The sequence below is a fragment of the Ignavibacteriales bacterium genome (assembly GCA_026390595.1).
Lineage (GTDB): Bacteria > Bacteroidota > Ignavibacteria > UBA10030 > UBA10030 > UBA9647.
On sequence record JAPLFQ010000008.1, the window covers coordinates 12,757 to 37,699 of the forward strand.

The 24,943-nt window shown below is 52.8% G+C and carries 19 protein-coding genes; 3 read left to right on the top strand and 16 right to left on the bottom strand.

All coding sequences use genetic code 11. The annotated features are described in order from the left end of the window. The first annotated feature begins 951 nt into the window (after positions 1 to 951). The 3 genes from NTU47_03165 (at position 952) to NTU47_03175 (ending at position 4,276) form a co-directional block, all read left to right on the top strand. On the top strand, positions 952 to 1,683 hold the full coding sequence (locus tag NTU47_03165; protein ID MCX6132792.1) for a hypothetical protein: 732 nt from the start codon (positions 952 to 954) through the stop codon (positions 1,681 to 1,683). 697 nt (positions 1,684 to 2,380) lie between these two features. Next, positions 2,381 to 3,583 (top strand): PAS domain S-box protein, encoded by a 1,203-nt coding sequence (locus NTU47_03170; protein ID MCX6132793.1) that lies wholly within the window; start codon positions 2,381 to 2,383, stop codon positions 3,581 to 3,583. 24 nt (positions 3,584 to 3,607) lie between these two features. Next, positions 3,608 to 4,276: a response regulator transcription factor gene (locus NTU47_03175; protein MCX6132794.1), complete on the top strand. Its 669-nt coding sequence runs from the start codon at positions 3,608 to 3,610 to the stop codon at positions 4,274 to 4,276. A gap of 306 nt (positions 4,277 to 4,582) precedes the next feature. Here NTU47_03175 and NTU47_03180 read toward each other — a convergent pair whose 3' ends face one another. From NTU47_03180 to NTU47_03255, 16 genes are all read right to left on the bottom strand, one after another. Next, positions 4,583 to 5,041, bottom strand: coding sequence for a hypothetical protein (locus NTU47_03180; GenBank protein ID MCX6132795.1), 459 nt, complete (start codon positions 5,039 to 5,041; stop codon positions 4,583 to 4,585). An 86-nt stretch (positions 5,042 to 5,127) separates the two neighbouring features. Further along, complete coding sequence (locus tag NTU47_03185; GenBank protein ID MCX6132796.1) at positions 5,128 to 5,652, bottom strand: DinB family protein; 525 nt, start codon at positions 5,650 to 5,652, stop codon at positions 5,128 to 5,130. Between the two features lie 133 nt (positions 5,653 to 5,785). After that, entirely contained in the window at positions 5,786 to 6,958 is a 1,173-nt protein-coding gene (locus NTU47_03190) for a T9SS type A sorting domain-containing protein (protein MCX6132797.1), read from the bottom strand. 25 nt (positions 6,959 to 6,983) lie between these two features. Next, a complete protein-coding gene (locus NTU47_03195) occupies positions 6,984 to 7,817 on the bottom strand; it encodes a methyltransferase domain-containing protein (protein ID MCX6132798.1) in 834 nt (277 codons plus the stop codon). 347 nt (positions 7,818 to 8,164) lie between these two features. Continuing rightward, on the bottom strand, positions 8,165 to 8,593 hold the full coding sequence (locus NTU47_03200) for a hypothetical protein (protein MCX6132799.1): 429 nt from the start codon (positions 8,591 to 8,593) through the stop codon (positions 8,165 to 8,167). Positions 8,594 to 8,912: 319 nt separating this feature from the next. Continuing rightward, positions 8,913 to 9,677, bottom strand: coding sequence for a 6-phosphogluconolactonase (pgl, locus tag NTU47_03205; GenBank protein ID MCX6132800.1), 765 nt, complete (start codon positions 9,675 to 9,677; stop codon positions 8,913 to 8,915). After that, a complete protein-coding gene (zwf, locus tag NTU47_03210; GenBank protein ID MCX6132801.1) occupies positions 9,674 to 11,161 on the bottom strand; it encodes a glucose-6-phosphate dehydrogenase in 1,488 nt (495 codons plus the stop codon). The genes pgl and zwf overlap by 4 nt, the downstream gene beginning before the upstream one ends. Positions 11,162 to 11,307: 146 nt before the next feature. After that, on the bottom strand, positions 11,308 to 12,087 hold the full coding sequence (locus NTU47_03215; GenBank protein MCX6132802.1) for a rhamnogalacturonan acetylesterase: 780 nt from the start codon (positions 12,085 to 12,087) through the stop codon (positions 11,308 to 11,310). 155 nt (positions 12,088 to 12,242) lie between these two features. Then, positions 12,243 to 12,650 carry a DUF559 domain-containing protein gene (locus NTU47_03220; protein MCX6132803.1) on the bottom strand — a complete coding sequence of 136 codons (408 nt, stop codon included), beginning with the start codon at positions 12,648 to 12,650 and terminating at the stop codon, positions 12,243 to 12,245. 122 nt (positions 12,651 to 12,772) lie between these two features. Further along, complete coding sequence (locus tag NTU47_03225) at positions 12,773 to 13,762, bottom strand: alpha/beta hydrolase (protein ID MCX6132804.1); 990 nt, start codon at positions 13,760 to 13,762, stop codon at positions 12,773 to 12,775. A gap of 25 nt (positions 13,763 to 13,787) precedes the next feature. After that, complete coding sequence (gene pelA / locus NTU47_03230) at positions 13,788 to 14,930, bottom strand: pectate lyase (GenBank protein ID MCX6132805.1); 1,143 nt, start codon at positions 14,928 to 14,930, stop codon at positions 13,788 to 13,790. 496 nt (positions 14,931 to 15,426) lie between these two features. Continuing rightward, the gene (locus NTU47_03235) at positions 15,427 to 16,974 is read right to left on the bottom strand and encodes a hypothetical protein (GenBank protein MCX6132806.1); all 1,548 of its coding nucleotides are present in this window, start codon (positions 16,972 to 16,974) and stop codon (positions 15,427 to 15,429) included. After that, positions 16,974 to 17,999: a PorV/PorQ family protein gene (locus NTU47_03240; protein ID MCX6132807.1), complete on the bottom strand. Its 1,026-nt coding sequence runs from the start codon at positions 17,997 to 17,999 to the stop codon at positions 16,974 to 16,976. Before NTU47_03240 ends, NTU47_03235 begins: the two co-directional genes overlap by 1 nt. 13 nt (positions 18,000 to 18,012) lie before the next feature. Next, complete coding sequence (locus NTU47_03245) at positions 18,013 to 20,364, bottom strand: hypothetical protein (GenBank protein MCX6132808.1); 2,352 nt, start codon at positions 20,362 to 20,364, stop codon at positions 18,013 to 18,015. 30 nt (positions 20,365 to 20,394) lie between these two features. After that, the gene (locus NTU47_03250; GenBank protein ID MCX6132809.1) at positions 20,395 to 23,388 is read right to left on the bottom strand and encodes a TonB-dependent receptor; all 2,994 of its coding nucleotides are present in this window, start codon (positions 23,386 to 23,388) and stop codon (positions 20,395 to 20,397) included. Positions 23,389 to 23,470: 82 nt separating this feature from the next. Then, positions 23,471 to 24,880 carry a glycoside hydrolase family 28 protein gene (locus NTU47_03255; protein ID MCX6132810.1) on the bottom strand — a complete coding sequence of 470 codons (1,410 nt, stop codon included), beginning with the start codon at positions 24,878 to 24,880 and terminating at the stop codon, positions 23,471 to 23,473. Positions 24,881 to 24,943: the final 63 nt, after the last annotated feature.

Sequence of the window (24,943 nt, forward strand, 5' to 3'; positions counted from 1 at the left end):
TATTCCGCGTGCATCGGGCAATCCGGCGAGCTCAGCCGATTGTCAGGCCGTTCCCCGTCGCCCTCCGTCTTGGGATATTTGTGGCTTTTCCACTGCCAGAAGATTCCCAGTTGCACCTTTCAATTCCAGCGATCGCCTCGGCTTGAGTCATTTTCCGTCTCACACCGTTGGGGTATGATCCATCCGGGTGTGTGATTCTTTCACGCGGGCTGTATCTATCACTTTTGTTGATGAGCATTATCTGATGAGTCTCTGCGATGAACTCTCATCAAGGAGAGGATGACTTGAATTCAATATCGGAGGCGCGCCACGGCTCCAATTCTATTACAACACAACGCGCGGGCCGTCTCTTTCTTGCCATCCGGGGCGCGAACTTCCATCGCGCTTCAGTCTTGTTGCCGTCGGTCACTTTCCTGCGACATTTGTACCACGCTGATTCCCGATTCTCTTGCCATACGCCTTGCAGCCAAAGAGACCAAATCGCCTGTAAAAATCAATCCTGTTTTGTACTGATCCCGCCCTAAGCTTTCCGCAGTATCAACATTTGAGCCCTGTTTCGAGAAGACTTTACTACAAGACGCGAACTAAGTCAAACCCGCCTGCAAAGCAGTGTGTGCGTCGGCCTCTCCCTTTCCCAGTAAGTAATTCGCATTACGCCGCCGTACGTACTTTACAGTATTGAATTCCGACCGTTGTATTCTCTTCTTCTCGTTGAACCCTTAGGCGCGGTCATCCCCCTTCCTCGCTCATTGTTCAATGGGCCAAGACTGTGCCATCCTCATTCTTTTCATTTACGCATCAATCGATTCGCGCAGTGCGCTGGCACCAAGCTTGGCCAGTGCTCCGGGCGCGATCACCTCCGATCCTTTCCTCTTGTTCTTGACCACTCACTACGAATGACAAACCACAAGTGGTATTCTAAGAATGCAACCATCACAAGAGGATATCTCGATGAAATCCCAAAATCAGATGTCAACGATCACACACAAAACACACACGAATCACGTGACACATGTTTCTTTCACGGGTAACGAGAACCATGTCATCACATTGGACAAGGCCATGCTGCTTATTGAAGAGTACCGCCGATCAGTGCCGGAGGGTAGTCCTTTGGGCGGAGCATTTTCCTCTGACAATTTCAACCAATTGCTTCGACAGCCAACGTGTGTTGGAATCAGGATCTACAATGCAGCAAATGACGACGACAGCCCTACCTTTGTTCTCGTTGGTGTCAATTCGAACAACAACGACCTTTTCGCCGGTATCCTGGTAACGCAACCTAGCATGAACCCGAGTTCACTGTTGGGCATGCTCACCGAAACCAACCCAGCCCCGACTGATCAGTCCCAAAGCGACTCAGCCATTGGGCTCAGTTTTCCCGGCACCGAAGCGCAGTTGATTAGCCTGGCTGAAGCCTCTCGACTTACCCGCAACTTCAGGGACTCCATTCAAGGATCAATCACCAAGGGGGGCTTCTTCGGCAGGAAAATATTTCACAGGATACTGAGCCAGCCGGGATGTGTCGGAATTCACATCTATTTCGCAAGACGTGAGGACGGAAGACAAACGTTCGTCCTCGCTGGTATTGATGCATTCGGCCGCCACTATGCAAAGTGGCCTTTCGGAGACGACACCTATCTTTGTCCTCCACTCTGTGCGCCGAGCAATGTTCTAAACCACTAAGTCTTCGAAAGGGCAAGAGGCGAGTGCCTCTTGCCCTTTCAAGTTGTTTTTCCCTACATTCAGATATTACATGGCCCTCAGACATGAGCGTTTACTTCTTTCAGAATTGGTCCTTCGTCGCCCAGGTGGTTCCTGTTGTTCTCACGTGGTTATTCTTAAGGCGCATGACGAGGCCGTTGAGAGTCTTCTCGGCGTTCCTTGTCGTTTCTCTGGTCTCTACTGTTCTGAATTCTTATCTGAGCCTGCACAAGATCCACAATCTCTGGGCCTCCAATTTGTTCATGCCCATTCAGTTCGGAATGCTTGCATACTTTTTTTCATTCTATGTCGGCCATTCAATCCAACGTGCAATCCGCTTGTCCATTCCTATTTTCATTTTGCTCTGGTCTATCAATTTTCTCTTCCTGGAGTCAATCTTTACTTACAGCATGTATGCCAAACCAATCGAGTATATTCTTCTGGCGGCCATTTCGGCAATTGCTCTATTGACAAATTATAGACGAAATCTCTTATCTCCGCGGTCTGATCCTCTGTTCTGGATCGGCTCCGGTGCACTGTTGTACTTTTCAAGCACGGCCATTCTATTCGCGATGAGTTCAATCTTATTGAGTATTTCACCGCAGGCTCTCAGAACGGTCCTCTCAATTCAGGGCATGATCAGCATCCTGATCAATCTTTCTTACACCATAGGAATCCTGTGCCTACGCCACCAGTCGACCTACTCTGGCCAACCATCATAGCAATCACCGCCGTCTTTACTATCGGTGCGGTTTTCGTAGTTAGCATTTACTTCGGTCAGCGCCGGTATATCCGATCCCAAGAAACAGTGCTCGCACGCCTGCAAGAAGAGGTTGCCGAGCGCACGCGGGCGGAACAGCAATATCGGGATATCTTTGAAAATGCAGTCGAAGGTATCTTCCAGGTAGCGACTAACGGCGATCTGATTACCGCTAATCCAGCTCTCGCCCGGATCTTCGGATACGTTTCACCCGAACTTTTGATGAGGGATATCAAGTCGGAGGTCCGACAGTCCCTTCTCCCAGAATTTCGTCAAAAACGTTTTCTCACCATTCTCGAAGAACAGGGTACAGTGGCAAATTACATTTCTACAGCCTTGAGGGAAGATAAGAAGAGAATATGGGTGTCTACAAACATCCGGGCGGTGAGAGACTCTAAGCAAGCAACTTTGTATTTCGAAGGTACCATAGAGGACATCACCGAACGCAGACAGGCTGAGCGGCTCCAGCGTGAGCTCTCGAGAAGGATCCTCGAGGCGCAGGAATCCGAACGGAAGCGAGTTGCTTTTGAGTTGCACGACAGCGTTAACCAAATGCTCTCGTCGGTCAGGTACCGACTCAAATCTGCCGAAGAGACGTCCCGCGGAAAAATCCGTAATGGATGGGACGGTGCTCAGGAAAGCCGGGTATTGGTGGAGAAAACCATCCAGGAGATAAGGAGAATTTCCAGAAACCTGAGGCCAAGCGCCCTTGATGACCTGGGTTTGGCCGCCGCCGTGCGCACTCTGAGCGACGAATTCGTCAAACGCACCGGGATACCCCTGCAGGTGGATAGTTCAAAATTGACTCGCCGCTTGCCTCCAAATGTTGAATTAGCCCTGTTTCGTGTTGTTCAAGAAGCGCTGAACAACATCGAAAAGCACTCGCAGGCGAAAAGCGTCAACATCCGATTGGCGCTCGGCAACTCTGCTGCACTTGCAGTTATCATCGATGACGGCAAGGGATTCAACCCTGTGACACTCAACCGACAGAAGCAACGAGGATTGGGGCTCATCAGCATGAAGGAGCGGGCTTCACTCCTGGGAGGGTCGATGACGATCGACTCTGCTTCCGGCAAAGGGACGAAAGTTGAAGCGCGTATTCCCCTTATCGTCCGAAAGTAATTCACAATTGAAACGGGTTCTGCCATGAAAACCAAGCAAATTCGTCTCATGCTCGCTGATGACCATCCTGTCGTCATTAGTGGCGTCAAGAATAGTCTTGCGGATGCTCGGCAAATTCAGGTCATCGGCGAGATTACTGATGGTGCACAGGTCATATCGGCCGTTCAGAAGCTCAGGCCCGACATTCTCCTTCTCGACATTGCGATGCCCGGAATGAACGGTCTCGAGATCACACGCAAGCTCGCCAAGGCAGCGCCACAAGTCAAGGTTATTGCATTTACTATGCATGACGACAGGGAGTATGTCCTCGAGGTAGTTCACGCGGGAGCCAGAGGTTACGTCCTCAAAGAAACCTCAACATCCGAACTCATTCGAGCAATAGAAACGGTATTCAATGGCGAGACCTTTTTCAGTGAGTCGGTTGGGAAGGTCTTGCTCAACGAACAATTCGGAGCGAAGCCTGGCACCAAGATGCCGACTCTGTCTCAGCTCTCGCATCGAGAGAATCAGATACTCAGGCTTCTCGCAGACGGCCTCAGCAATAAGCTCATTGCGGCCAAGCTCAAGGTCAGCGTACGCACTATCCAAACACACCGCCAGCACATCATGAAGAAGCTCGGTGTTCACACGGTGGTCGAGCTCGTGAGGTTTGCAATTACCAGAGGACTCTCCGACATACAACATATCAAGTAGACTGTGCGCATCTATGCCAAAGCGCAATTTCAAGACAATGTCCCCTCCCACAAAAAGAAGAGCCAACCCGTTTTCAGATCGGCTCTCTAATCGGCAATCGTCGAATTTCATGCGCCTCTAACAGGATGTTGAAAAACGAACCGCAGAGAGCGCCCGCCTGACCTCGGTGGATCTCCGTGGCGGGCAGGCAAAGAACCGCAAAGAAAATGTTGACTGTCCTTTTTCATCCAAAAACTCAAACCCTTGGCGCTCTTGGCGGCCTTGGCGGTTCATCTTATTCTTCGAAACTAGAATTTCAACAACCTGCTAAACAGGCACATAATGATGCTCAGTGAATCGATTCCAACCTTTCTTCGTTTTTGATTCGACCGCCCAGTTGATTCCCCCGTTGTCCCCTGGCCAATAAATCATGCGCGCCAAACCCGCCGGCATTTGAGCCTCAAATGCGACAGCCTCAGGGTGGATGTCGCGTCCGTCGGTCAAGATCCCCTGCGATCGCTTCCCGTCCGACGTGAAAGACCAGAAAGAGAGTTTTCCATCGTGGAAACCGAACAGGGCGATTTCTTCGTACATACCCTTATCAAATTTCCATTGCGCGCGGAGTTGAACACAAGTCCCATTCAGAATGGACTCAAACGTGCGCGTACATCCGGCTGTTCCGTATCCCGCCGGTAATTTTGTCTCTGTCTTCCAACTACCAATGAGCGGAGCCAGGATGCCGAGCTTGCCCCGTCCTTTCTTCCATTGTGCTTTGATCTTCGCCATCTTCTTTCCCTCTTGTCTTCGCCACAGTGGCAGCGACAACCTTTTTGATGATGAGCTCGCACCTGGCCACACGCCGGGATTCGACTTTACTCGTAGCGGGCTTTCAGAATATCCAGGTGGTGCCGTTCGTGTCCAAGAATGATATAGGCAATTCCCCGCACAGAGAATTCCCGCCCGCTCGCCACGCCTCTTCTGATCCATGCGTCAGCATCCAGGTGCCTGAACAAGAACAGGCTTGACCGACGCACCGATTCAAACTCGTCTGACAGGTCTGTCAACCGGCGGTCCCCAAACGTCGCCGCCTTCATCCAATCGTCCTGTTCAATTCCAGGGAGCGGTCCGGGAGTCTTCCGGGCAAAAAAGAGCGCCCGGTATCCAAAAACACGCTCGATGTCGATGATGTGACCGACGACTTCTTTGACGCTCCACTTGTCGGGCGCGTATCGCTTGTCTCCGGCCGTCATCGGCAAAGAGCGCAGGTAGGAAAGTGTCTGCTCCCCCTGGAGGGCCATTGCATGAACGACATCATTCTCCGGCACGAGCTTGACGTACTTCTCATAATATTCGAAATACTCAGTGGAATCCGGTCGGATCTGTGCAGGGTTTGGCATAAAGTGCCTCATTGAAATGAATTGTCTTGCTCCAAAGCAGCTTGTTGGATCATTGAACAGCAAATTTGCGATGGAGGTTCCTGAGAGATCATTGTCCTCTTCCAGCCCGTCTCTCGAGGTGCGCACTGATCGTCTATTTCTGAAGTATGAACTTTCTGGTCTGTACAAATTCTCCAACCCGTAGACGATAGTAATACGTTCCGCTTGCCAGGCCCGATCCGTCAATTGTGACCTGGTAGGAACCAGCCGAGAGTTCGGTGTGCACGGCAGTCATACGTTCCCTCCCCAGCAGGTCGAAGATTTTCATCGTCGCCAACCCCGCAATCGGAATCCGGAAGCCGATGATCGTGCCCGCATTGAACGGGTTGGGATAGTTCTGAAAAAGTTCAAAGGAAGCCGGGCCGGCGAAGACATCGTCTTGTATAGAGGTCATGGGGAAGACCGATGTGATCGTGAAATCCACCCAGAACAAACCGCTGCAATTCGGAACCGCCGATCGGAGCGCGCTCCCGATGACAGAGGGAGGATCGGCATATTGTCTCCACCAGGTTGTGTCGACCTTGTAGCCAAACTGGAAGGCCACATTGTTGGGGGCGAATTTCGTTCCCCACGCCTTGAATTCACTCACCATCGAGCTCAGCGAAGGGAACTGTTGGCTGTCATCGACAAAGAGGATGCTGCCCCTGTACGAAGGAGGCATCCAGCTTGGTGCGTAATGTTTCAGAAAGAGTGTGTATGTGCTGTCGAACGATTTGACCTTTGATTCCCATGAGAGCGCCTCGCCGTCGGTCAACTTACGTCCTCCCGAGTTCGTGTTGGTATAGTACCACTCGACGTCCACGCCAAAACCCTTCACACACGGGTGCTGCTTGTAGCGGCTGAGGACGAGCGAGATAAGCGTGTCCATCGACGCCGCTCCTGGTTCAACCTGAAGCCAGATGTTGAACCCTGCGGAATCGAAGCGGGAAAGGTACGATTCGTTCTGGTCCGTGCCGATGAACTGAATATTGGGATAAGTGCGTCCGTCTCCCGGGAAATTCATTTGCGTCACGCCGCTGCCCTGGTAGAGGCTCACGATCCAGATTCCTGCAGGCGCGGCCCCGGAGAACTTGCGGGCCATTTGTTGCCCGGCCGAGATCCAATAGTCAACCGACGGAAACTGCCTGTTAGGATAACTGCCCAGAACTCGCGAAGCCCGAAAGCCGGCAACGAAAGGGGCTGTCGATGACTGACGCTGGACGGTCTGACTTTCTGACTTCACTGCAATCGCGAACACAAGAGCAAGAAGGATACATGTTCTCTTCATTGAGGCTCGCTCATTCAATAGACCACTATGCTTTTTCCGATTCGATCATCACAAACGGTACGCTCAGATGAATACACCCGTCCACTTCGGCCTTCGCATTCATTCTCGATTCAATCTGCTCAAAAACGCTCTTCTGTTCTTCTGGCGCAATGATGCTTTTCCAGGGCCCGAGAAATGCCATCCGGATGAAGGAGTGATTCAGCATGGTTGTTCCGCTCGCGAACGTGTATCTGAACGCATCGTGCGTGACAACCGGAAGCGTGAACGCGTTCTTCTGCAGATCGGCGACCAATTCATCCAGTGGTCTTCGTTTTGCCCGGATATGCTTCTTCATTGTTTCTATCCATTCCACCTGGCCTCGCTCGCGCAGCACATCCTCCATGACGGTGTAGAACTCCATCATGGTCGTGTCCAGGTTCATCGTGGCAAGAAACTGAGCCCCCCGCTTTGACACCCGGGCACACTCGGAAAGCACCCGGTCCAGGTCGTCGACATTGTTGATGCCATTATTGCTCACGATCAAATCGATGCTGTTGTCGGCAAGCGGGATGCTCTCGGCGTGACCCTCGATAAGCTGCACATTCTCGATTCCATATCGGTGAATCTTGTTCCTCGTCCGTTCCAGCGCACCAATCCAGGGATCGATGCCGATGACTTTGCTGCCAGCCCCGAGTCTCATCGCAATTTCGAGGAGTGGAAATCCCGTACCGAAACCGATGTCGAGCGCCGTGATGTTCTTTCGATACCGGATCGCATCCAACAATGTGAGGCCAAAAGGAGCCGACCAGAGCGGGAGTTCGTCAATCATGGAGACGAGTTCCGGGTCTTCAAGGTCGAATGACTCATCGAGATAATTCATGGTCTTGTTGGACTGTTGACTGCCGGAACCCACCGTGGCAGAGAAGCTTCTCTCTCCGGTTCGATTGAACCTGAGGCTTGGAGATGGCATGCGTGTGATAAACTACGTGAGTAAGAGGAGAGTGTCAAACGAAGAAGATGAAAATCAAAGAAATGGGGCTGTCCCAAATGTAGGTCGACCTGCCCGCCATTTCTGTTCCTAGAGGTCAGGCGGGAATGCTATTTCGACCACCTTCAGGATCCTGAAATCTCCGAAACTAAAGAAATCTCGATTTACTCGAAGAGGTCGAAAGTACTTCTGGGACAGCCCCGTTTCGAGAACTCCGGCATGAAGGGCCGCGACGGACATCACAGCTTTGCTTTTTCGATGAGTCTCGTTCGTGTCAGAATCTCGCAATAGCGTCGTACTCGGGCGTCATCGGTGAACTGAGCGTTGCGCGAGATGGCGAAATCACCGCGCTCGCTTCGCAACTCGTGCAAGAGCATCGCTGCCAGCAGCCGGGCAGGCGGTTCGTTCTGCTCGCCATTGAGTATGTGCATCAACGGAATGATACAGCGACCCCACTCGTGTCCTGGAGCCCGAGCCTTCATCCGTTGAAGCAGCATCGCAGCCTTGATCTGCTGCTCCGGCGAGCCGCTTTCAAGCGACGTGGCTATGGTTGTTTCCATGTGCTTGATCTGGGCTATCGAAAGAGGAGAACCTTCGATTGGCTGAAACGCAAACAGCGCGGAACAGGTAAATATCCCGCCCAACGCTGCAACGATGAACCGCTTCATGACATCCTCCCTTGGTTATGAGCGGGGCTGTCCCAAATGCCAGCCCGCTACGCGTTCTGGCGGGTAGGTCGACCTGCCCGCCATTTCTGTTCCGAGAGGTCAGGCGGGAATGCTATTTCGACCACGTTGAGGATCCTGAAATCTCCGAAACTAAAGAAATCTCGACTTACTCGAAGAGGTCGAAAGTACTTTCTTGGGACAGCCCCTTCTCATATACTTTACGCAGGTAAAGCGTCGGGGTTACAAAAAGGGAGAATCACTCGCGATTTGGCAAAAGTGGGAATTGCGTAGGGAGAGATTTCGCGGAAAAAAGAGATCGTCAGTACCGAATCACATCTATGGTTGGATCGATCTGCGATGCGGCGTCGTGGTCGATCATCCATCTCAGAGAACCTTCGGCGGGACGGACCATGGTCGCAGGCAGATCCCGCGTTGGCTTCGACGTGGCGAGGACGCGTTGCACGATGGAGGCTTTTCTTTTGCCGGAGACAAGGAACAGAATTTCCCGGGCGGAATTGATGATTGGAAACGTAAGCGTGATCCGTTGAAGTGGTTGACTCGGATTCATAGCGGGGCGCACAAGAGCGACTTCTTCATCAACAACCCTCGTGCCGGGAAAAATGGAGGCCACGTGTCCGTCTTCACCAACACCCAGCAGAACCAGATCGAATCGCATCTCCTTGTCACCAAACGCAGAACGGATGTCGGCTTCGTACTCTTCTGCCGCCGACAAAGGATCCAGTTCTCCCTTCAACCTATGGACATTTTGCCGCGGGATATCAATCCATGAAAGCAATGATCGTTCAACCATTCCGTAGTTGCTCTGCGCGTCGTTCGGCGATACCGATCGTTCGTCCGAGAAGAAGAGATGAACGCTGTTCCAGTTGACCTGGTCCTTGATCGGTTCCATGCCGAGGCGGCGGTAGATCTGGCGTGGTGTTTCTCCACCCGACAATGCGACGAAACACACGCCGCGATCGTTGATCGCCGTGGTCATGATTCTCGCGATCTCCTTGGCAGCATTGTGCTCAAGCTCCGACGTGTCTTTGTACACTGTGACGAACGATCGTTTTTCCAGACTCATAATTCAGGCTCAGGATGATCCCCACGTTGAAGAATACTGTTATGTACCCACCAGCGCCCGTCGCGGCCGAGGAGATCGTCGGCAGCTGCCGGCCCCCACGTCTGCGGCTTGTATTGAAGCAACGGAGGAGCGTGCTCGCTCTCCCATCCGGCCCGGACACCGTCTATGAAATTCCAGGCAAGCTCGATCTCATCGCTCCGAGCAAACAATGAGGCATCGCCGTTCAACGCGTCGAGCAGAAGCCGTTCATACGCTTCCGGAATCGCTGTCGCGCCGAACGAGTTACGGAAATCGAAGTCCATTTCCACGGGCCTTGTTTCCATTCCCTGGTCCGGAACTTTCGCGATGAACCGCAGGTGTATCCCTTCGTCGGGCTGAATGCAGATCGTCAGACGGTTGGTGAACAATTCTGTTCTGCCGGCATGGGTGTCCAGAATTTGCGTTGGCGGGCGGCGGAACTGCACAGTGATCTCTGAAGCTTTGTCCCTCATCATCTTGCCCGAGCGGAGATAGAAGGGAACTCCCTGCCAGCGCCAATTGTCAACGAACAGTCGCAGCGCCGCGAAGGTTTCCGTGCTTGAGTTCGGTGCGACGCCCGGTTCCCGTGTATAGCCCTCGTAGTGCGCGCGCACGGTTGAGACAGCCGAATGTTCGGGTGAAATCTGCCTGAGTGCGCTCAGCACTTTCACTTTCTCATTGCGCAGCGCATTCGCCTCGAACGCAACCGGAGGCTCCATTGCCACGAGCGTCAGGAGCTGGAGCAGATGGTTTTGAAACATGTCGCGCAGAACACCTGCGCTGTCATAGTACCCTGCCCGGTGTTCGACACCGACGGTCTCTGATACGGTGATTTGGACATGATCGATGTAGTTGCGGTTCCACAGCGGCTCGAAGATCGCATTGCCAAAGCGAAACACGATCATGTTCTGGACTGTCTCTTTTCCGAGATAATGGTCGATCCGGTATATCTGATTTTCGTTGAGTGCGTTGTGCAGCTCCTGGTTCAGGGCAAGCGCAGAAGGAAGATCCCGTCCGAATGGTTTCTCGACGATCAAACGACGATAGCCGGTCTTCCCCGTTTCCTCGAGGAGGGCCGCCTCAGAAAGATGCCGGACAATGGTGGTATAGAATTCCGGTGCCGTTGCAATATAGTACATACAATTGTGAGGAGTACCTGCGACACCGGCGATCCTTTGTGCAAGTGACTGGTAGTGCTGCACCCCTTCAAGTTCACCCTGCTGGTAGAACAGATGCGATGCAAAGGCATTCCATTCATCCCCGCTATATTGATCAGCTGCGAACTTTCTGACCGCCGCTTTCATCAAGTCCCGAAACGTCTCCGTCGAGAGCGGTTTGCGGCCGTAGCCGATAACGTGAATGTGTTCAGGAAGCCGTTTCTTCCGATAATTGTTGAAGAGCGCGGGGAGCAGTTTCCGTGCAGTCAGATCTCCCGTGGCCCCAAAAATAACGATGACCGTACTCATCAAGACCGTGATTCTTTCATCTGGTTCAGCAATGACGTCTTTTTGCCCGGGTAATATACGAACACCGCAGACAAGAGAGAAGCCCGATCTCGGTGCGCCGGATCGGGCTTCAGACATTCTCCAAAAAGAAGCACGCTCACTGTAGATCAGATCTTCTGCAAAGCCTCAAAGACCAGTCGTGCAACCTCGACAGCCCCTTCCGGCTGAAAATGCGTATTGTCTTTCTGACCATCGGGATAGGCTTCAAAAGTACTTGCTGGAAGGTTCATGAAATAGTGGCTGGTGACGTACTCCTGACCCTTGGAAGTAAAGAAGTCGCACGAGAGTTGCGTCAAATCGATGAGTCGGACACTGAGTTCTTTCGCCACCTGTTTCACCGCATCCGGATATTCTCCGTGCACACTCGTGAGCTTCCCATCAGCCCATGGATAATTGCGGTTCACGGGCGTGAGGAGGATTGGTATTGCCCCTTTTTCACGGGCTTGATTCACATACAGACGAAGGTATTCTTTGTATCCTTGCACAGTGACATACCGCTCAGGTTTGTCTTTTGCTGCGTCATTGTGGCCAAACTGGATAAGAATCAGGTCATTGGGCTTCAGCGATTCATACACAGAGGCCCATCGCCCTTCCTCAAAAAACGTCCGGGTACTGCGTCCACCGCGTGCACTGTCGACAACCAACACACTGTCGGCCTTGATGACGTTTCGCATCTTGAAAAGACTGTCACGACTCATGAAAGTCTGGAATACCTGTCCCCATCCGGTGATGGGAAAACGTTTGGTCTTGTAATCATCGTAGATCGTGTAATCAGCCACCGTCGAGTCACCTATCAGGAAGACTCTGACGATTGTCTTGTCCGCGGTCTGGCGGAAGCCGACCAGCAATCCGAACAGCAGCAATGCGATCAGGCGTGCGTGTCTCATAGGTGTTGAATCTCCCGAATAGCTCCGTTCTCTTTATGATCGGTTTTACTTTTCCTTTAGTGTTCCCCCAAAGCACACACCTCTCAACTCCCCTCCCCGCCAGACCGCATGGCGGGCTGGTCTCACCCCACATCCTCTCACACGAGAGGGGACGCTTAATTCTTGGACTTGTCTTCGTCAAGCAGCTTCGTATCCGACGGTCGTCGAGTCTGTATCCAATGAGCAATTGAATCGACGACACCCTCAAGATTCTGCTTCACTTCTTCGTCAGAAAACCTAAGGAATTGGATTGAGAACTTCTCAATATCACGCTGTCGCTGGCTGTCTTTCGTGAGCTTCCCCTCGTGAGAATCACCATCGATTTCGATAGCAAGAAGTAGCTTTGGGCAAAAGAAATCGACGACGAATTCATCGATGGGCTTCTGGCGATGGAAATCGTATTCAAGCAGCTGCTTGTTCTTCAGTTGCTTCCAGAGTAGAATCTCGGCGAGAATCATGTTGTTGCGCAACATTCTGGCAACTTGCTTCAACCGCGGGTTGTATGGGAGTACTTTACGTCTCATTTCCTAGTTCCTGATCGAAGCTTGAACAGTCCCCTCTGTGCGTCCGCCTGTGCGAAGGCGAGAGGGGATGGCAGGGGTGTGTGCTTTTCTTTGCCAATGTCGCTTAGAAGCACACACGCTCCTCATCTTCCTTTGAGCGTCTTGTCTAGGAACGTGACGATGTAACCGAGCGCTTCATCAAACCACGGATGGAAGAGCCAGAACGGATGCGGTGTATTGGAAATGGTGTGCACCTCGGAGTAGATGCCGAGTTTCTTCATCTTTGCGATGCCTTCATCACGGCCGGCATGATACCGCGGCAAGGAACTGTTCACGAAGAGAATCGGAGCGGTTGTCTCGCCAAAATAATTGATCGGTGATGCTTCCCGCCAAAGGTCCGGCTTCTCCTTGAATGAAGCGCCAAACCATGCTTTCCCCGCCGATGGCTTTTCGGGAATACTGTCTTTCGCGCTCTCAGCGGGATCGGTGAAATCCAGCACGCCATCGATGTCGATAACGGCCTGCACGCGGCTTGATTGGCGCAGGTCCCCAAGTGAGCCTTCGAACCCCTCCACGTCCCCTGTCGTTCCCAGAAACGCCGCAAGCTCACCACCTGCGGAGCAGCCATACACTGCAATCTTCTTTGGATCCATGTTGAACTTCCCTGCGTTCCCCCGCATCCACCGGATGGCCGCCTTGAGGTCGTGAACACCAGTTGGATAGAGTGCTTCTGTCGATAAGCGATACTCTACCGTGGCGGTAACATATCCCTTCGCCGCCAGGTGCTGTGCCATCGGCCATTCCATCTGCCGGTACCCCGATCTCCAGCCGCCTCCGTGAATCAACAGTACGGCCGGGTACCCCTTCGCCAATTTTTTCACCGGCGCGAAAAGGTCGACGTGAAGGTCTCTGGAACCATCGCTCGCGTACACGATATTCTCCTGAACAGTCACTCCTGAGGGGACCTTTGGTTCAACAAGTCTCGCGTGCGGATACTGTTTGAGCACTTTCGCCGCTGTATTGCTGACTGTAAATGAAGTATCACGCGGCACCGAAACCACTGCTTTTTGCTGAGCAGCAGATACGCACACAAGAACGAGAATTGCAGTCAGGCATGAGAATCGTTGTACCATGGCAACCTTCCCTTTCAAAGAAATCTTACCGGAGGACATTCCTTACGGAGTGTTTCTTCACCCACTCCGGGTATTCTTTCTCGAGCAATCGTTGAGGCCAGTACCCCAGCCAGCTATAGTGGTTCCGACGTTCGAATGATATTTCCGCGAGGGCGTAGCGCTTGACTCCATCTCTGCCGCAGAAGAACGGCCTGTTCGTACCAATTTCGTAGAACCTTGCCCACATCGGCTTGGCCGAAGAATCTTTGAGGACGATCCTGTTTCTTCCTTCAGGTCCGAGTGTGTCGGACACTTCGGTCACTTTGATCCCGTAGATTTTCACCTTCTTGAACCATTTCACAGCCGCCTGCACGGAGGCGATGATTTCACCGGTCGGGTTCTCAATGCCCATGAGGAATTCAATGATGCCAACAGATTCTTCACCGCTGAGGGAGGGCAATTCGTACGTCCTCGCTTTCGCCGGACTGAAATCCTTCTCGTCGTGCTGAGCACACCAGGCTGTCAGATCGCCGTTGACGCGGATCTGGCATTTGAGTATGCACCGGATCCCTTTTTCCACTGCCGTTGCGGCCTTTGCCTTTCGTTCTTCATCGAGGAATGCGAAGTCCGCACCTCCGCGGGAAGCATCCCGCAGGAGTTTCATTGCTCCGATCATAGCGTCATCGTTGAACGTGATGTGCGAATAGTACCCCTGTCGCAGCGGATAGAACTGCGGCCACCCTCCGTTTTCGTACTGAGCCCGGAGCAAATAATCGAATCCCCGAATGAAGGAAGTTTTGAACTGGCCGAGCTTTGTCTCCCGATACACCTTCGCGAGATAGCGGAGCTGTGTGTAGGTAGCGCTGTTATCGATCGTAGAACTATCGAGATGGTTGATGGCTTTCAGCTGTTTTCGTGAAACTTCATCCAGCACTTCTGCCATGTCGATATTTTTTGGCCATCCGCCCGAAGGAAACTGATACAGCAGCAGGTTGTCTGCAATTCTGATAGCTTCCGGGCTCCCGTACCAGTGTTCCCGTTGGGTGAGAGACGCCCACCAATGTACGGTTTTCGCATTCTGAGCAAGACCACTCGACAAAACGATGAGAAGAAGCAACGTCGTCGGTACAAGTGAGGACCAGATTCCGCCTCTACGCTCGCTCTGTTTCGACAGATCACCGCGGATCATTATCTCTCCTGAACAGGGACTCAACGTGCTTAGAAACAACCACGCCCGCGGTAAAAGGAATTTGTGATAACCGATATTGCCCGACCCGGAGCAGGTCACGAGTCATTCTCCTCTATAGCCCGGATCGTTGCTTCGCTACAGTTCAACCAGGTTGTCCGACAGTTGCACTGTCGGACTCAACCCATGCGAGAGTTCCACTCTCGGGTTTTCCCCAAGGTGTTGATCTCTTCGGGCAAAGAACAGGTACACATGGCCGCTGCATGAGGAGTTTGGTAACAAGTTTAACTGATCTTCTGGAGTAAGACTCCAGCATGGGCCTTCTTCGACAGTATAACTGTCGAAGAACAGCAGGCACGCGGGGAACAATGGTCGATGATGAAACACAAAAAGGGTAAAGTAAGTGAAGCTCCTAGGCTCAAACAGATGGTTTCACGCTACCTGGGCGGACTTTGTTCCTTTTGGCGGAGAGATAGAGAACTTGTGTGACTCACCACTGCTAGTTCATCCCTGGAATCGTATAGGAAAAACTCGCAACGACGCTGCTGGTAAATTGCCGGTTGATGCTCACCGCGTTGGACCAGGTGTCAACATATTTCATGTCTGCATACTCATAGGTGACATTGAGCATCCCGTTCGCCACCTTCACGCCGCACCCGAGCCCGTACACCGGATAATTCACCGGCTCGCCGCGAATGCCTGCCGTGAGAGGCTGATAGACTTCCTGATAGTTGCTGACGCCTCCGCGGATGGTGAGCCATGGGTTCGCCTGTAGCTCACCCCCGACATGCAGAACCGAACAGGAGAGCCACGGATTTGTCACCGATCCACCAGCGCTGGTATAGTCCGCGGATGCATAGGGTCGAATCTCGTAACTGATGCCAAGCTTCAGATTCTCTCTGATCCACAGGCCAATCCCAAATGAACCACGCCACGGAAGCGTAATCTTATCCTGGCCGCTGATCGAGCCGGACGTGTGGACTGTAATCGAATCAATCTTGGAGAGGAATCTCTTTGACGCCGCGACCGAATCCTGCGAGAATGTCATGGTAAAATCCCGCGTGATCGTCGTTGGCGGCTTGATCGAGAACCCGAAATTGAAATACCGGCTGGTGTACTCAGCGCTGAGCGCAAACTCGGCGCCGCTATAGTCGGACGTTCCGGTTTTCGTATAGCTCGTCGTACCCGGCCGGTCGAGTCGCATGGAACTGGTGAAGAAGAGCATTCTGCCGCGACCAACCTGCACTTCGATGTCATCCGTGCTTCCCTTGAGGATCATGCCGCTGACACCGACGGAAAGTTTCTCAGAGATGGATGCAGAGAGTGCACCGCCATAACCGTAAATCGATCCATCCCGTTGCTGGTACGACTGATACCAATAGGAAACGTAGGGATTCCGGTCCAGGCCGGCGGTGGCTATTGTCCCGTTCAGAACGGAAAGGACAGAGGGAGTCATAACGTTGTTGTTCTGATAGAACCAGTTGAGGTTCGCGTACTCCGTCGCGCCCACGGCCCCGACCATGCGGATGCCGCCGAGTGTGAACGGCGCTGCCGCGCTGAATTGAATCGGCACGCTCTTGTTTTGTGATCTGCTCCAGTTCGGTCCGATCGAGTCGAACGGCCGCTGCACGGAATCAGCCTGAGTTCTGAGAATGACTTTGATGCCCGCGTAGTACGCGTTCGTGTCTGGATCACTGATCAAGCCCGTGGTTCCTTCCAGAAGAGGAGCAAGGGCCGATGTACCCTGAACTCCGGCATAGTGCTGCTCCTGGTAGGAGTTCCCAAGCCTCTGCAGCCCGCCGATGGAGAATTGAATGCCTTGCAGAGAGGTCAAGGAGGCCGGATTCGTAAACATCAATGAAACGTCGTTTTTGATACCGAAGGTGATGCCCCCCGCACCGCGCGCCGCTGCAGATTGAGTGGTTGTCTGGCTCAATCCCTGGAAGGTCAACGGATTGCCGTACCCCTGCGCAACCACCTGCTGTGCACAAAGCAAGAAGAGACAGAGGAGCATCACATATGCGAATGTGTTGTCTATGTGTTTCATTAGAATCCCACTCCTAAGCTTATGCGATGAACATTTCCAAGGTTGTAGTTGAGGGCTCCGTAACTATAGTCGAACGACATCCTCAGCTGAGCCACAGACTGCTGAAAACCAACCCCGGCAGTGAACCCGTCCGCGTCATAGTTGAATTTATAACCGGCGCGGAGCGCAACGCTGCCGGCGTACACATACTCCATCCCGACGTGAGCCTGCTGTGCGTAGTCATTCGGTTGAAACAGATCGAACGCGATTCCCAGCCGGCTCTCTTCACTTTCAGCCAGAAGAGCATTGGTGCCGATCAGGTCTCCCGCAATGCCAACGCGCAGCGCCATGGGAACCGGTGATGCTTCTGATGCATACCGGACATTTGCGCCGAAGTTCTGCATCGACGCGGCAATCCGTACGGTTCGGAAGCCTGTGTTGTAGTTCAGTCCAAAATCAAAGATGAGACCATCTCCCCACGTGTTCACGGTTGACGTGTCACCGGAGCTCGAGACTGCAACTGCCGTTGCTCCGTTGTAGAGCGATTCACGGGCGTATTTCACCGAAAGGCCCGTCGAGAACTTGTCGGTGATCTGGCTCGCGTAGCTCAATCCGACGAGGTACGTGAACGGGTGAAATGAGTTTCCCGTAAGCCCCGGAGTACCGATATCATCTTTGTACGGGGATGCCCAGAGCGCCTCGGGGATTTCTCCAAAATCGACGTACTGGAGTTGCAGCCCAACAGCTCCAAAGCTCGCCACTGGCATTGCAAAGGAAAGCGCTCCCTGCTTCGTATCAAAGATCCATTTTAGATATGTCATCGAGAGTTCGCGTTTCTCGATGTTTGCCACGCCCGCGGGATTCCAGAACACCGCCTCGGCGCCGGATGCCAGTACGCTGTAGGCATCACCCATCGCCGTTGCGCGGGCACAAGGCATAACCTTGAGGAATTGCATCGATGTACTGCCGACTTTCTGCGACCATGCGTTCGGCGAGAACAACAATATCGCAAGAAACGGCAACAGGTATGTTGTGATTTTTTTCATTGTTCTCATGTCCTCAATGTATAATGACGAATTTTCCGGTAGCCCGAACACCAGTGTCGTTGTCTTCCACGATGTAGAAATACACTCCCGAGGCGATTCGCTGGCTGTTACGCGAAATCTGGAACCATTCGTGCGAGTACGTGTTCGAGTTGTGTTCAACCGTCCCGATGAGCTGACCGCTATAGGAGAATACTCTGATCGTAGAGTTCTTCGGCAAACCGTAGAACCCGACCTTGTCTTTGATGTCTCCTTCTCTTGTCGATCCGCCAAAACTGCTGGACAAAATGAGGGGGTTGGGGGCGACGTAGAGACTTCCACCCAGAGCTAGTACGGCTCCCTTTTGAGTAGGATGATAGGTGATGTTGGTCATTCCGCTCTTTCCACCGAGCGAGTCAACCGTGATCACTGCGTAATAGTAGTTTTCACTCAACAAGCTCGCAGCATCGCGGTACACGTAATTATTGGGATATGCAACGTCCTTGTTGAAGTAGCGTGGATCCCTGATTCCTACACTGTCCAGGCGGGTCCATGGTCCCAATCCTTCAGGGGATTTCAGGACGATGTAATGGCTCATACCGGCCTTGATGCGCCCTGCAGCTTTCGCGGATTGAACGGCCGGCAGTGCGGTGAACCCTTCAACCTGCGGGCCCCATACAATCTTGTTCTTCACATCTGCCGCGTCATAGACAAAGAGCGCGGGGGCGGGTATAGGAATGTAGGTTTTCGTTGACCCATAGACTCCTGTCTCGGGTGAGTTCTCGGGCTTAAACTGCAATTTGTTGTAGTTCACCAAATCGCCACCGACGTACATCTGAATCGCCCGATCTGCCACATCGCGCAGTGAGATGACCGGGGAAGGATCGGCACTGGAGATTTTTCCTGTAACGTACCAGGGAAGCTTGTGCGTTTTCAGGTACGCACTTCCCATGTAGCTGACACCGGCGATCCCTGAGAGTCCCGGATACGTCAATGAATCATACCAGCTGACCACGGGTTCGTAGTACTGACGGGAGGAACTGAAAGCCCCGCCTGCATCCCGATAGACGGTGTCTGCCGGCGTTCCCGGACCATACCCTACGAGTTGTGCAATCGTGAACTTGAGATGCTGACCCTTCGCGAACACGTAGGGTCCGTACGATGAATAGTGCAAGGTCGTCTGTGAGTAGTTTCCGTTGCTGAGTGCTCTCGGTCTCCCACGGCCTTGCCAATAATCCATGAGCGCCTTATTCGTTACCGGGTCAACCGCTTTTGTTGGAACATTGTACGTAGCCCAGTAGGTCGAGTCTGTTTTTGCAGTCGAAGTGGTGGACTTGAAATCGAATGCGGAGTATGGACGCGCCGAAAGGGTTAATCCATAGGATATCGCCCGGGAGGCACTCAGATCGACATTTCTATTGGGTATTTGCTGAGCAGTGTACGGCTGCAGGAACTTGCCGTTCGCATCCCAAACACGGGCGGTATCAGTCAATGTGTACGATGTCAAGTTCTTCGCCTGCAGATGGTCGTAATCGTAGTGGAGCATCATGACGCCGACCGCTTGAGGCCCGTTCAGTCCTCCGCGATTTCCGTCACCGGACCATGCATTGAAATACTGCGGATCGGGAAATCCATCTCTGCCGTGCACATAGCTCAGGTAGCGAGTAAAATTGTATCTGGCATAGACTTCGCGTGCGCGGGTTGTCACAGAAGATTCGTTCCATACTCCATACCGCCTCTGGAGACTTAATGCTGAAGGGGCAATGGCGTTCTCAAACATCACCATACCATCTGTGTAGTCGATAACGTCATCGTTGACGATATCGTACTCGATGATAAGGAACGCATCGTACCCGGGGAAGCTCCATGCTCTGCTTGTTTGTGTGATTGTGAGCTTCATCGGGTCGGTCGTCCGGTATTTCGTGACGATGATCTCTTCTGCTTCATTTGGATTGTAGGAGGAGTTCAGCGATCCGTCTGCGAGGATCGGAAAATTCTCCGTCCGCGTAATGCTGCCGGGAATGACGTAGATGCCGGCAATCGTTGTGGCATTGCCGGATCCGTCCGTGATTCCGCCGCATGCTTTCGCGACGTACGTTCCGTTGATCTTGGCCTGGAAAAGGATCCCGCCGCCAAATCCATTTTGGTGTCCCCAAAACACAATCTGGTTCAATGTCTGTCTCGAATTGGGGGGCCATTCCAGCGACGACGTCCCTTCGGGCAACCCGATGGTGGTCGAATTACTCGCTTCCAGGGCCCTCCCCGTTTCACCGGTGTTATAGATCGTCTGGCGGAGCATACTGCGCGTGTGCGTCTTGAAATCACGCTGCGACAGCGCTACAGACGAGAATACAATCACCATGAGAAGGAAAACTGTTGTGTGTTTCATGTTGGATTCTCGCTAATGGTTTGTTGGTTTTCAAAATTCAATGGAAATGCCGACATAGAATGCCCGCGGTGAATTGTCATACAGCATGAACGAGTGATCCTCGGCGAAGGCGCTGCCGAAATTCTGATCATCCCAGTACAATACTCCCTGAGCCGGATCATTGAATGCATACTGTGTGTATCGTCTCGTCGCATCGTTCTGGTCGATCTTGTTCGCCGTGCTGAAGAGATAGTTGTAGTTGTAGATCTTATCATTGAAAACATTGAAGATCTCAACGTAGAACGTGGCGGGCATTCCGAAGAAGTTTTTGAGAGCCTTCGACACCCGCATATTGGTATTGTATTCGGCCGGCGACCGGAGCCCGTTCACTTCATTTGCGTTGTTTGCCGACGTGTACGGCCTGCCGCTGCGGGCAAACGAATTGAGCGACACCACGAAATTATCGAACGGATAAATCCCCCAGATTTGTGGCCCAAATTGGTCTCGCGTGACATACGCGAGATTGAGAATAAGATTGTGCGTACGGTCAAAGTTGAGGAGCACGTCTTTGATCGGAACTTTGGAGACGGCATCCGTCGAGATCTTGCCTGAAAGGTCCTTGGTGATCGAAACCGGAGCGTTCGAGGCGGACGAGCTCTTGCCCGTCGCGACGCTGAACTGATAGTTCAGGGATCCCGTGAGAGCTCCTCTCCTGTTGGAGAGTTGAACACGGAACCCGCGCACATCGGCGTAGTCCCGGTTGAAGTACGAAAAATAGCTCGTGCCGGTGGAGAGATTCGTAAAGACTGCCTGGTCAATCAGGTCTTTGATGTCTTTGTAGTATCCGCTCACATCGAGCGTGAATCCCTGCCCCAACCCCTGCATGACTCCGATGTCGTACTGAGCCGTCACCTGCGGCAGAAGCCGGGGATTCCCCAGGCTGGACACCGACGGGGAGGAAGGCGGCGGGGGCATCTTCTGGTTCGTCCCGAGCACGTTCTGGAATGACGGGCGCTGCATGAACGTTCCATAATTCAAATGAAACACCGTTGTAGTCGAGACGGGGAACGAAACGCCCACGCGCGGCTGCAACCGTCCAATGGGCTTTGCGGTCGTTTTCGGCGCAGCATCGGCGCTGTAGTTCAGCGTCGGATTGCCGGCTTCGTCCGGGATCACAAACGGATCGAACTGATTGGAGTAGTAATCGTTGTTCGAATTCCACACATCCCATCGCAATCCAACATTTGCGATCATTCCCTGGAATTCCATCTTGTCCTGCAGATACAAGGCCGCCTCGTACGGATTGCCCGAGAACTTGGTCAACCGGATGCTCCCCTTTGATGCTATCTGGGAAATATCGTTGACGGCCAGGTCATAGTAGTTGGCCTGAATTCCACCGTTGACAAGATGCGAGTTGGTAATTTGGCTCGTCATCGATGCGTCCAACGAAACCGTCGTGGTCTTCCTGTCGAAGAAATTGCTGTTGTTGTTGCCGAGGTAGAAGAACGTCTTCCCGGTCATGTTCTGGTAGAACATGAAATTCATGGCCCGGGAAATGATGGCCGTTCCGGTCTCCATGTTTCGCACTGCATCCGTGATCACGTCGTAGTACGGTGAACTGCCCAAACGGTACGCCGTGTGGAGGGCATTGAGTTTTACCTCGTAGAACGTCCTCGGGCTGATGGCATGCGTGAACCGTGCTCCAAACTGCGCGTTCGCCTTTTGCTCATAGGAAATCCCCAAAATCCGATCCCATACCCATTGATAGAATCCTGTTCCGCCCCCGAGGATGTTTGTGGATTCATACTGATATCCGCCGCTCAACCTGAGTGTTTTGCCAGAGCCGAGGTCAAATGTAAAATTCCCCATCAATTGGTACTGTTTGTTCGGCTCTTCGGTCGGGACAACGGCATTTTCGACATTGGACCGGAGTGCAAGGAACATCGTCACTCCCTGAGCGAGAGGTCCACCGGCGGCACCCTCCACGCTGTAATCGATTTGCGATGTCCAATAGTTCTTGTTCAGATCTCTCGACGTCGCGCTCTGCCATAACAACTTGGAGAACTGCAGCATCAGCGTTGAATCACCGCCGAACGCTGTGGGCGTCCACCCGACGATAGGTTTGTTTCCGGTTGATGCGTCACCGTATTTCCAGAAATTCGGATCGGCGAGCTTCTGAAGGTATGGCTGCGCGCTCTGGTCGTACACACTCGGACCAAAGTACTTCAACCCGGGCGCACGTCCCCGTACTTCAAGCCTTGTTCTCCACTGGTCTGGTTTACCTTCTTTCATGGTAATGTTCACCACGCCTGATTGGGCGTTTCCGTATTGGGCACCAAATCCGCTCGTGATGACTTCCACTTCTTCGACTGCACTCAGGATTGGTCTGAACGCTGCTGTCGCGTCGTATGGGTTTGTGATTCCCATACCTTGCAGCATATAGTACTCTTCATTCGCACGGCCGCCGCGGAAGTGCCCATCCGTCACATCGGCAGCCAGGCCAATGACGTCACCGATATCCCTCATGCCGGCCAGGCTTTGCACGTCTTCAGGGCGTATGACCGTGCTCGTGGATGTCTTCTCCGGCTGCACATCCGGACGGGTGGCCTCGATGACTACTTCGTTCTGGATCAGTTCGGTCAGTTTTAGTTTGAAATCCACCACCGTTGTTCTGCCGGAATTCACGATGACGCCCCCCTGCATTATCCTCTTATAGCCGATCACCGATGTCTGCACATCGTATTTTCCCGGTGGGACATTGAGTATGAAGTACGTGCCATCGGCATCGGTGGAAGCTCCCATCACCGTGCCAACGACGATGACGTTGCAGCCCGGCAACGGTTCGCCTGTTGCATCGTCCATCACCTTGCCCGAAATCTTACCGCCGCTCTGGGCTAACAGCGAGCCGGCTGCCAGCAGCATCAGAACGAAGATGCCGAGAGCAATCCGGGCTTTCAGCCGCGAAGGATGAACACCTTGCCATTCAAGGCCCGGCATGGGAAGCATCCTGCAGCCCGCGGTTCGCGAGGAAACACTGGTTGTCATGTGAGATCCTTTCACTTAATGAACTGAATCTGTTCCGCTTTCAATACTGCTGCCGTATACCTGCTCGCTCAGCCTCAATCATTCACTGTACTTTTTCCGAAGCTTTCCGAAACGTCGTCTTCACATTTATCAGGCTGAGGTCCTTCACATTATCGAGGACATCCGCTTCCGCCACGTTGTTGAATGTGCAGTTTTCGATGTGAATTCCCGTCGCTGGTGATCGATCATAGGCGCGGATCCACACGCCAAACTGGCTCTTGCTGCACTCCACGTTTCGTACGTCAACGTTCCGGACAATGGGTGTGAAATTCCCCTTATCGCCCTCTTCATAATAGAAATCGATTTTCACCACCGCTTCAGCAACCTGCCCTATCTTCACGTTGCGCATAAACACGTTTTCGATCACGCCGCCCCGGACTGCGTTGGTCTTGATCCTGAGCCCCCTGTCGAGGTTCGGACTATCCATTGCGCACTCTTCGGCAAACACGTTCCGTACACTTCCGCTCACTTCGCTCCCTATGACAACACCGCCGTGACCGTTACGCATGGTGCATCCCTGAATAATAATATTCTGGCAAGCCACATTGACGCGCCTCCCATCACTGTTCCGGCCTGACTTGATCGCGATGCAATCGTCGCCCGTGTTAAAAAAGCAGTTCTTGATGAGAACGTCCGTGCACGATTCCGGATCACAGCCGTCATTGTTCGGCCCCTGTCCTTCTGTTGTCACATTGATGACTGAAACATTCTTGCAGAGAGCGGGATTGAGAAACCACATCGGAGAGTTTTTGAATGTGACGCCCTCGACGAGGACATTCTTGCACCGGTACGGCTGGAAGAAATTTGGCCGCAAATACGATCCCTCACCGAAAACCCGGTCTTTGACAGGGATGTTCTTCTCTCCCATATCCAGGAGCTTCTTTCTTGCTTCGTTCTGGTTCTGCTTCCCTGCTCCCGCCTGCCGGTTTCCTTTCCAGGACCACCAGTTGTCATCCGATCCTTGTGCATCGAGTGTCCCCTCCCCCGTAACTGCAATATTGTTTTGCTCGAACGCGTAGATGAGTGCGGAATAATTCATGCACTCAGTCCCTTCCCACCGCGTAAAGACGACAGGAAGATACAGTTTCGGATCAGTGCTGAACCGTATGGTAGCGTCTTTGGAGACATACAGGTTGACGTTGCTCTTCAGATGGATTGCGCCTGTGATAAACACGCCCGCCGGCACTACAACCCTGCCCCCGCCTGCCTTGTTGCATGTAGTGATTGCATCGGCAAACGCCTTGCTGCAATCGGTTTTTCCGTCAGCGACAGCGCCAAACGTCGTCACATCAAAATCTCTTTTCGGAAACGACGGGGGTACGATCCGTTTCAGAATCGATGGTAAGACACTCCAGCCCTGGCTGCCAGAAGTTTCCTGTCCGGCTTGCGATGATGCAAGACATAAGAAGAAGAGGAATAGTCCAACGGTGAATTTGCTGCGTGAGGAGTTCATGTGCGCCTTTGTGTGCATTGGTATAATGGAGTATTCTTGCTGATCCCAACCATTCGTGGCAAT

Coding starts and splice junctions, on each gene's coding strand:
- NTU47_03165 (MCX6132792.1), top strand. CDS start 952: ATGAAATCCCAAAATCAGATGTCAACGATCACACACAAAACACACACG.
- NTU47_03175 (MCX6132794.1), top strand. CDS start 3,608: ATGAAAACCAAGCAAATTCGTCTCATGCTCGCTGATGACCATCCTGTC.
- NTU47_03180 (MCX6132795.1), bottom strand. CDS start 5,041: ATGGCGAAGATCAAAGCACAATGGAAGAAAGGACGGGGCAAGCTCGGC.
- NTU47_03185 (MCX6132796.1), bottom strand. CDS start 5,652: ATGCCAAACCCTGCACAGATCCGACCGGATTCCACTGAGTATTTCGAA.
- NTU47_03190 (MCX6132797.1), bottom strand. CDS start 6,958: ATGAAGAGAACATGTATCCTTCTTGCTCTTGTGTTCGCGATTGCAGTG.
- NTU47_03195 (MCX6132798.1), bottom strand. CDS start 7,817: ATGAATTATCTCGATGAGTCATTCGACCTTGAAGACCCGGAACTCGTC.
- NTU47_03200 (MCX6132799.1), bottom strand. CDS start 8,593: ATGAAGCGGTTCATCGTTGCAGCGTTGGGCGGGATATTTACCTGTTCC.
- pgl (MCX6132800.1), bottom strand. CDS start 9,677: ATGAGTCTGGAAAAACGATCGTTCGTCACAGTGTACAAAGACACGTCG.
- zwf (MCX6132801.1), bottom strand. CDS start 11,161: ATGAGTACGGTCATCGTTATTTTTGGGGCCACGGGAGATCTGACTGCA.
- NTU47_03215 (MCX6132802.1), bottom strand. CDS start 12,087: ATGAGACACGCACGCCTGATCGCATTGCTGCTGTTCGGATTGCTGGTC.
- NTU47_03220 (MCX6132803.1), bottom strand. CDS start 12,650: ATGAGACGTAAAGTACTCCCATACAACCCGCGGTTGAAGCAAGTTGCC.
- NTU47_03225 (MCX6132804.1), bottom strand. CDS start 13,762: ATGGTACAACGATTCTCATGCCTGACTGCAATTCTCGTTCTTGTGTGC.
- pelA (MCX6132805.1), bottom strand. CDS start 14,930: ATGATCCGCGGTGATCTGTCGAAACAGAGCGAGCGTAGAGGCGGAATC.
- NTU47_03235 (MCX6132806.1), bottom strand. CDS start 16,974: ATGAAACACATAGACAACACATTCGCATATGTGATGCTCCTCTGTCTC.
- NTU47_03240 (MCX6132807.1), bottom strand. CDS start 17,999: ATGAAAAAAATCACAACATACCTGTTGCCGTTTCTTGCGATATTGTTG.
- NTU47_03245 (MCX6132808.1), bottom strand. CDS start 20,364: ATGAAACACACAACAGTTTTCCTTCTCATGGTGATTGTATTCTCGTCT.
- NTU47_03250 (MCX6132809.1), bottom strand. CDS start 23,388: ATGACAACCAGTGTTTCCTCGCGAACCGCGGGCTGCAGGATGCTTCCC.
- NTU47_03255 (MCX6132810.1), bottom strand. CDS start 24,880: ATGAACTCCTCACGCAGCAAATTCACCGTTGGACTATTCCTCTTCTTC.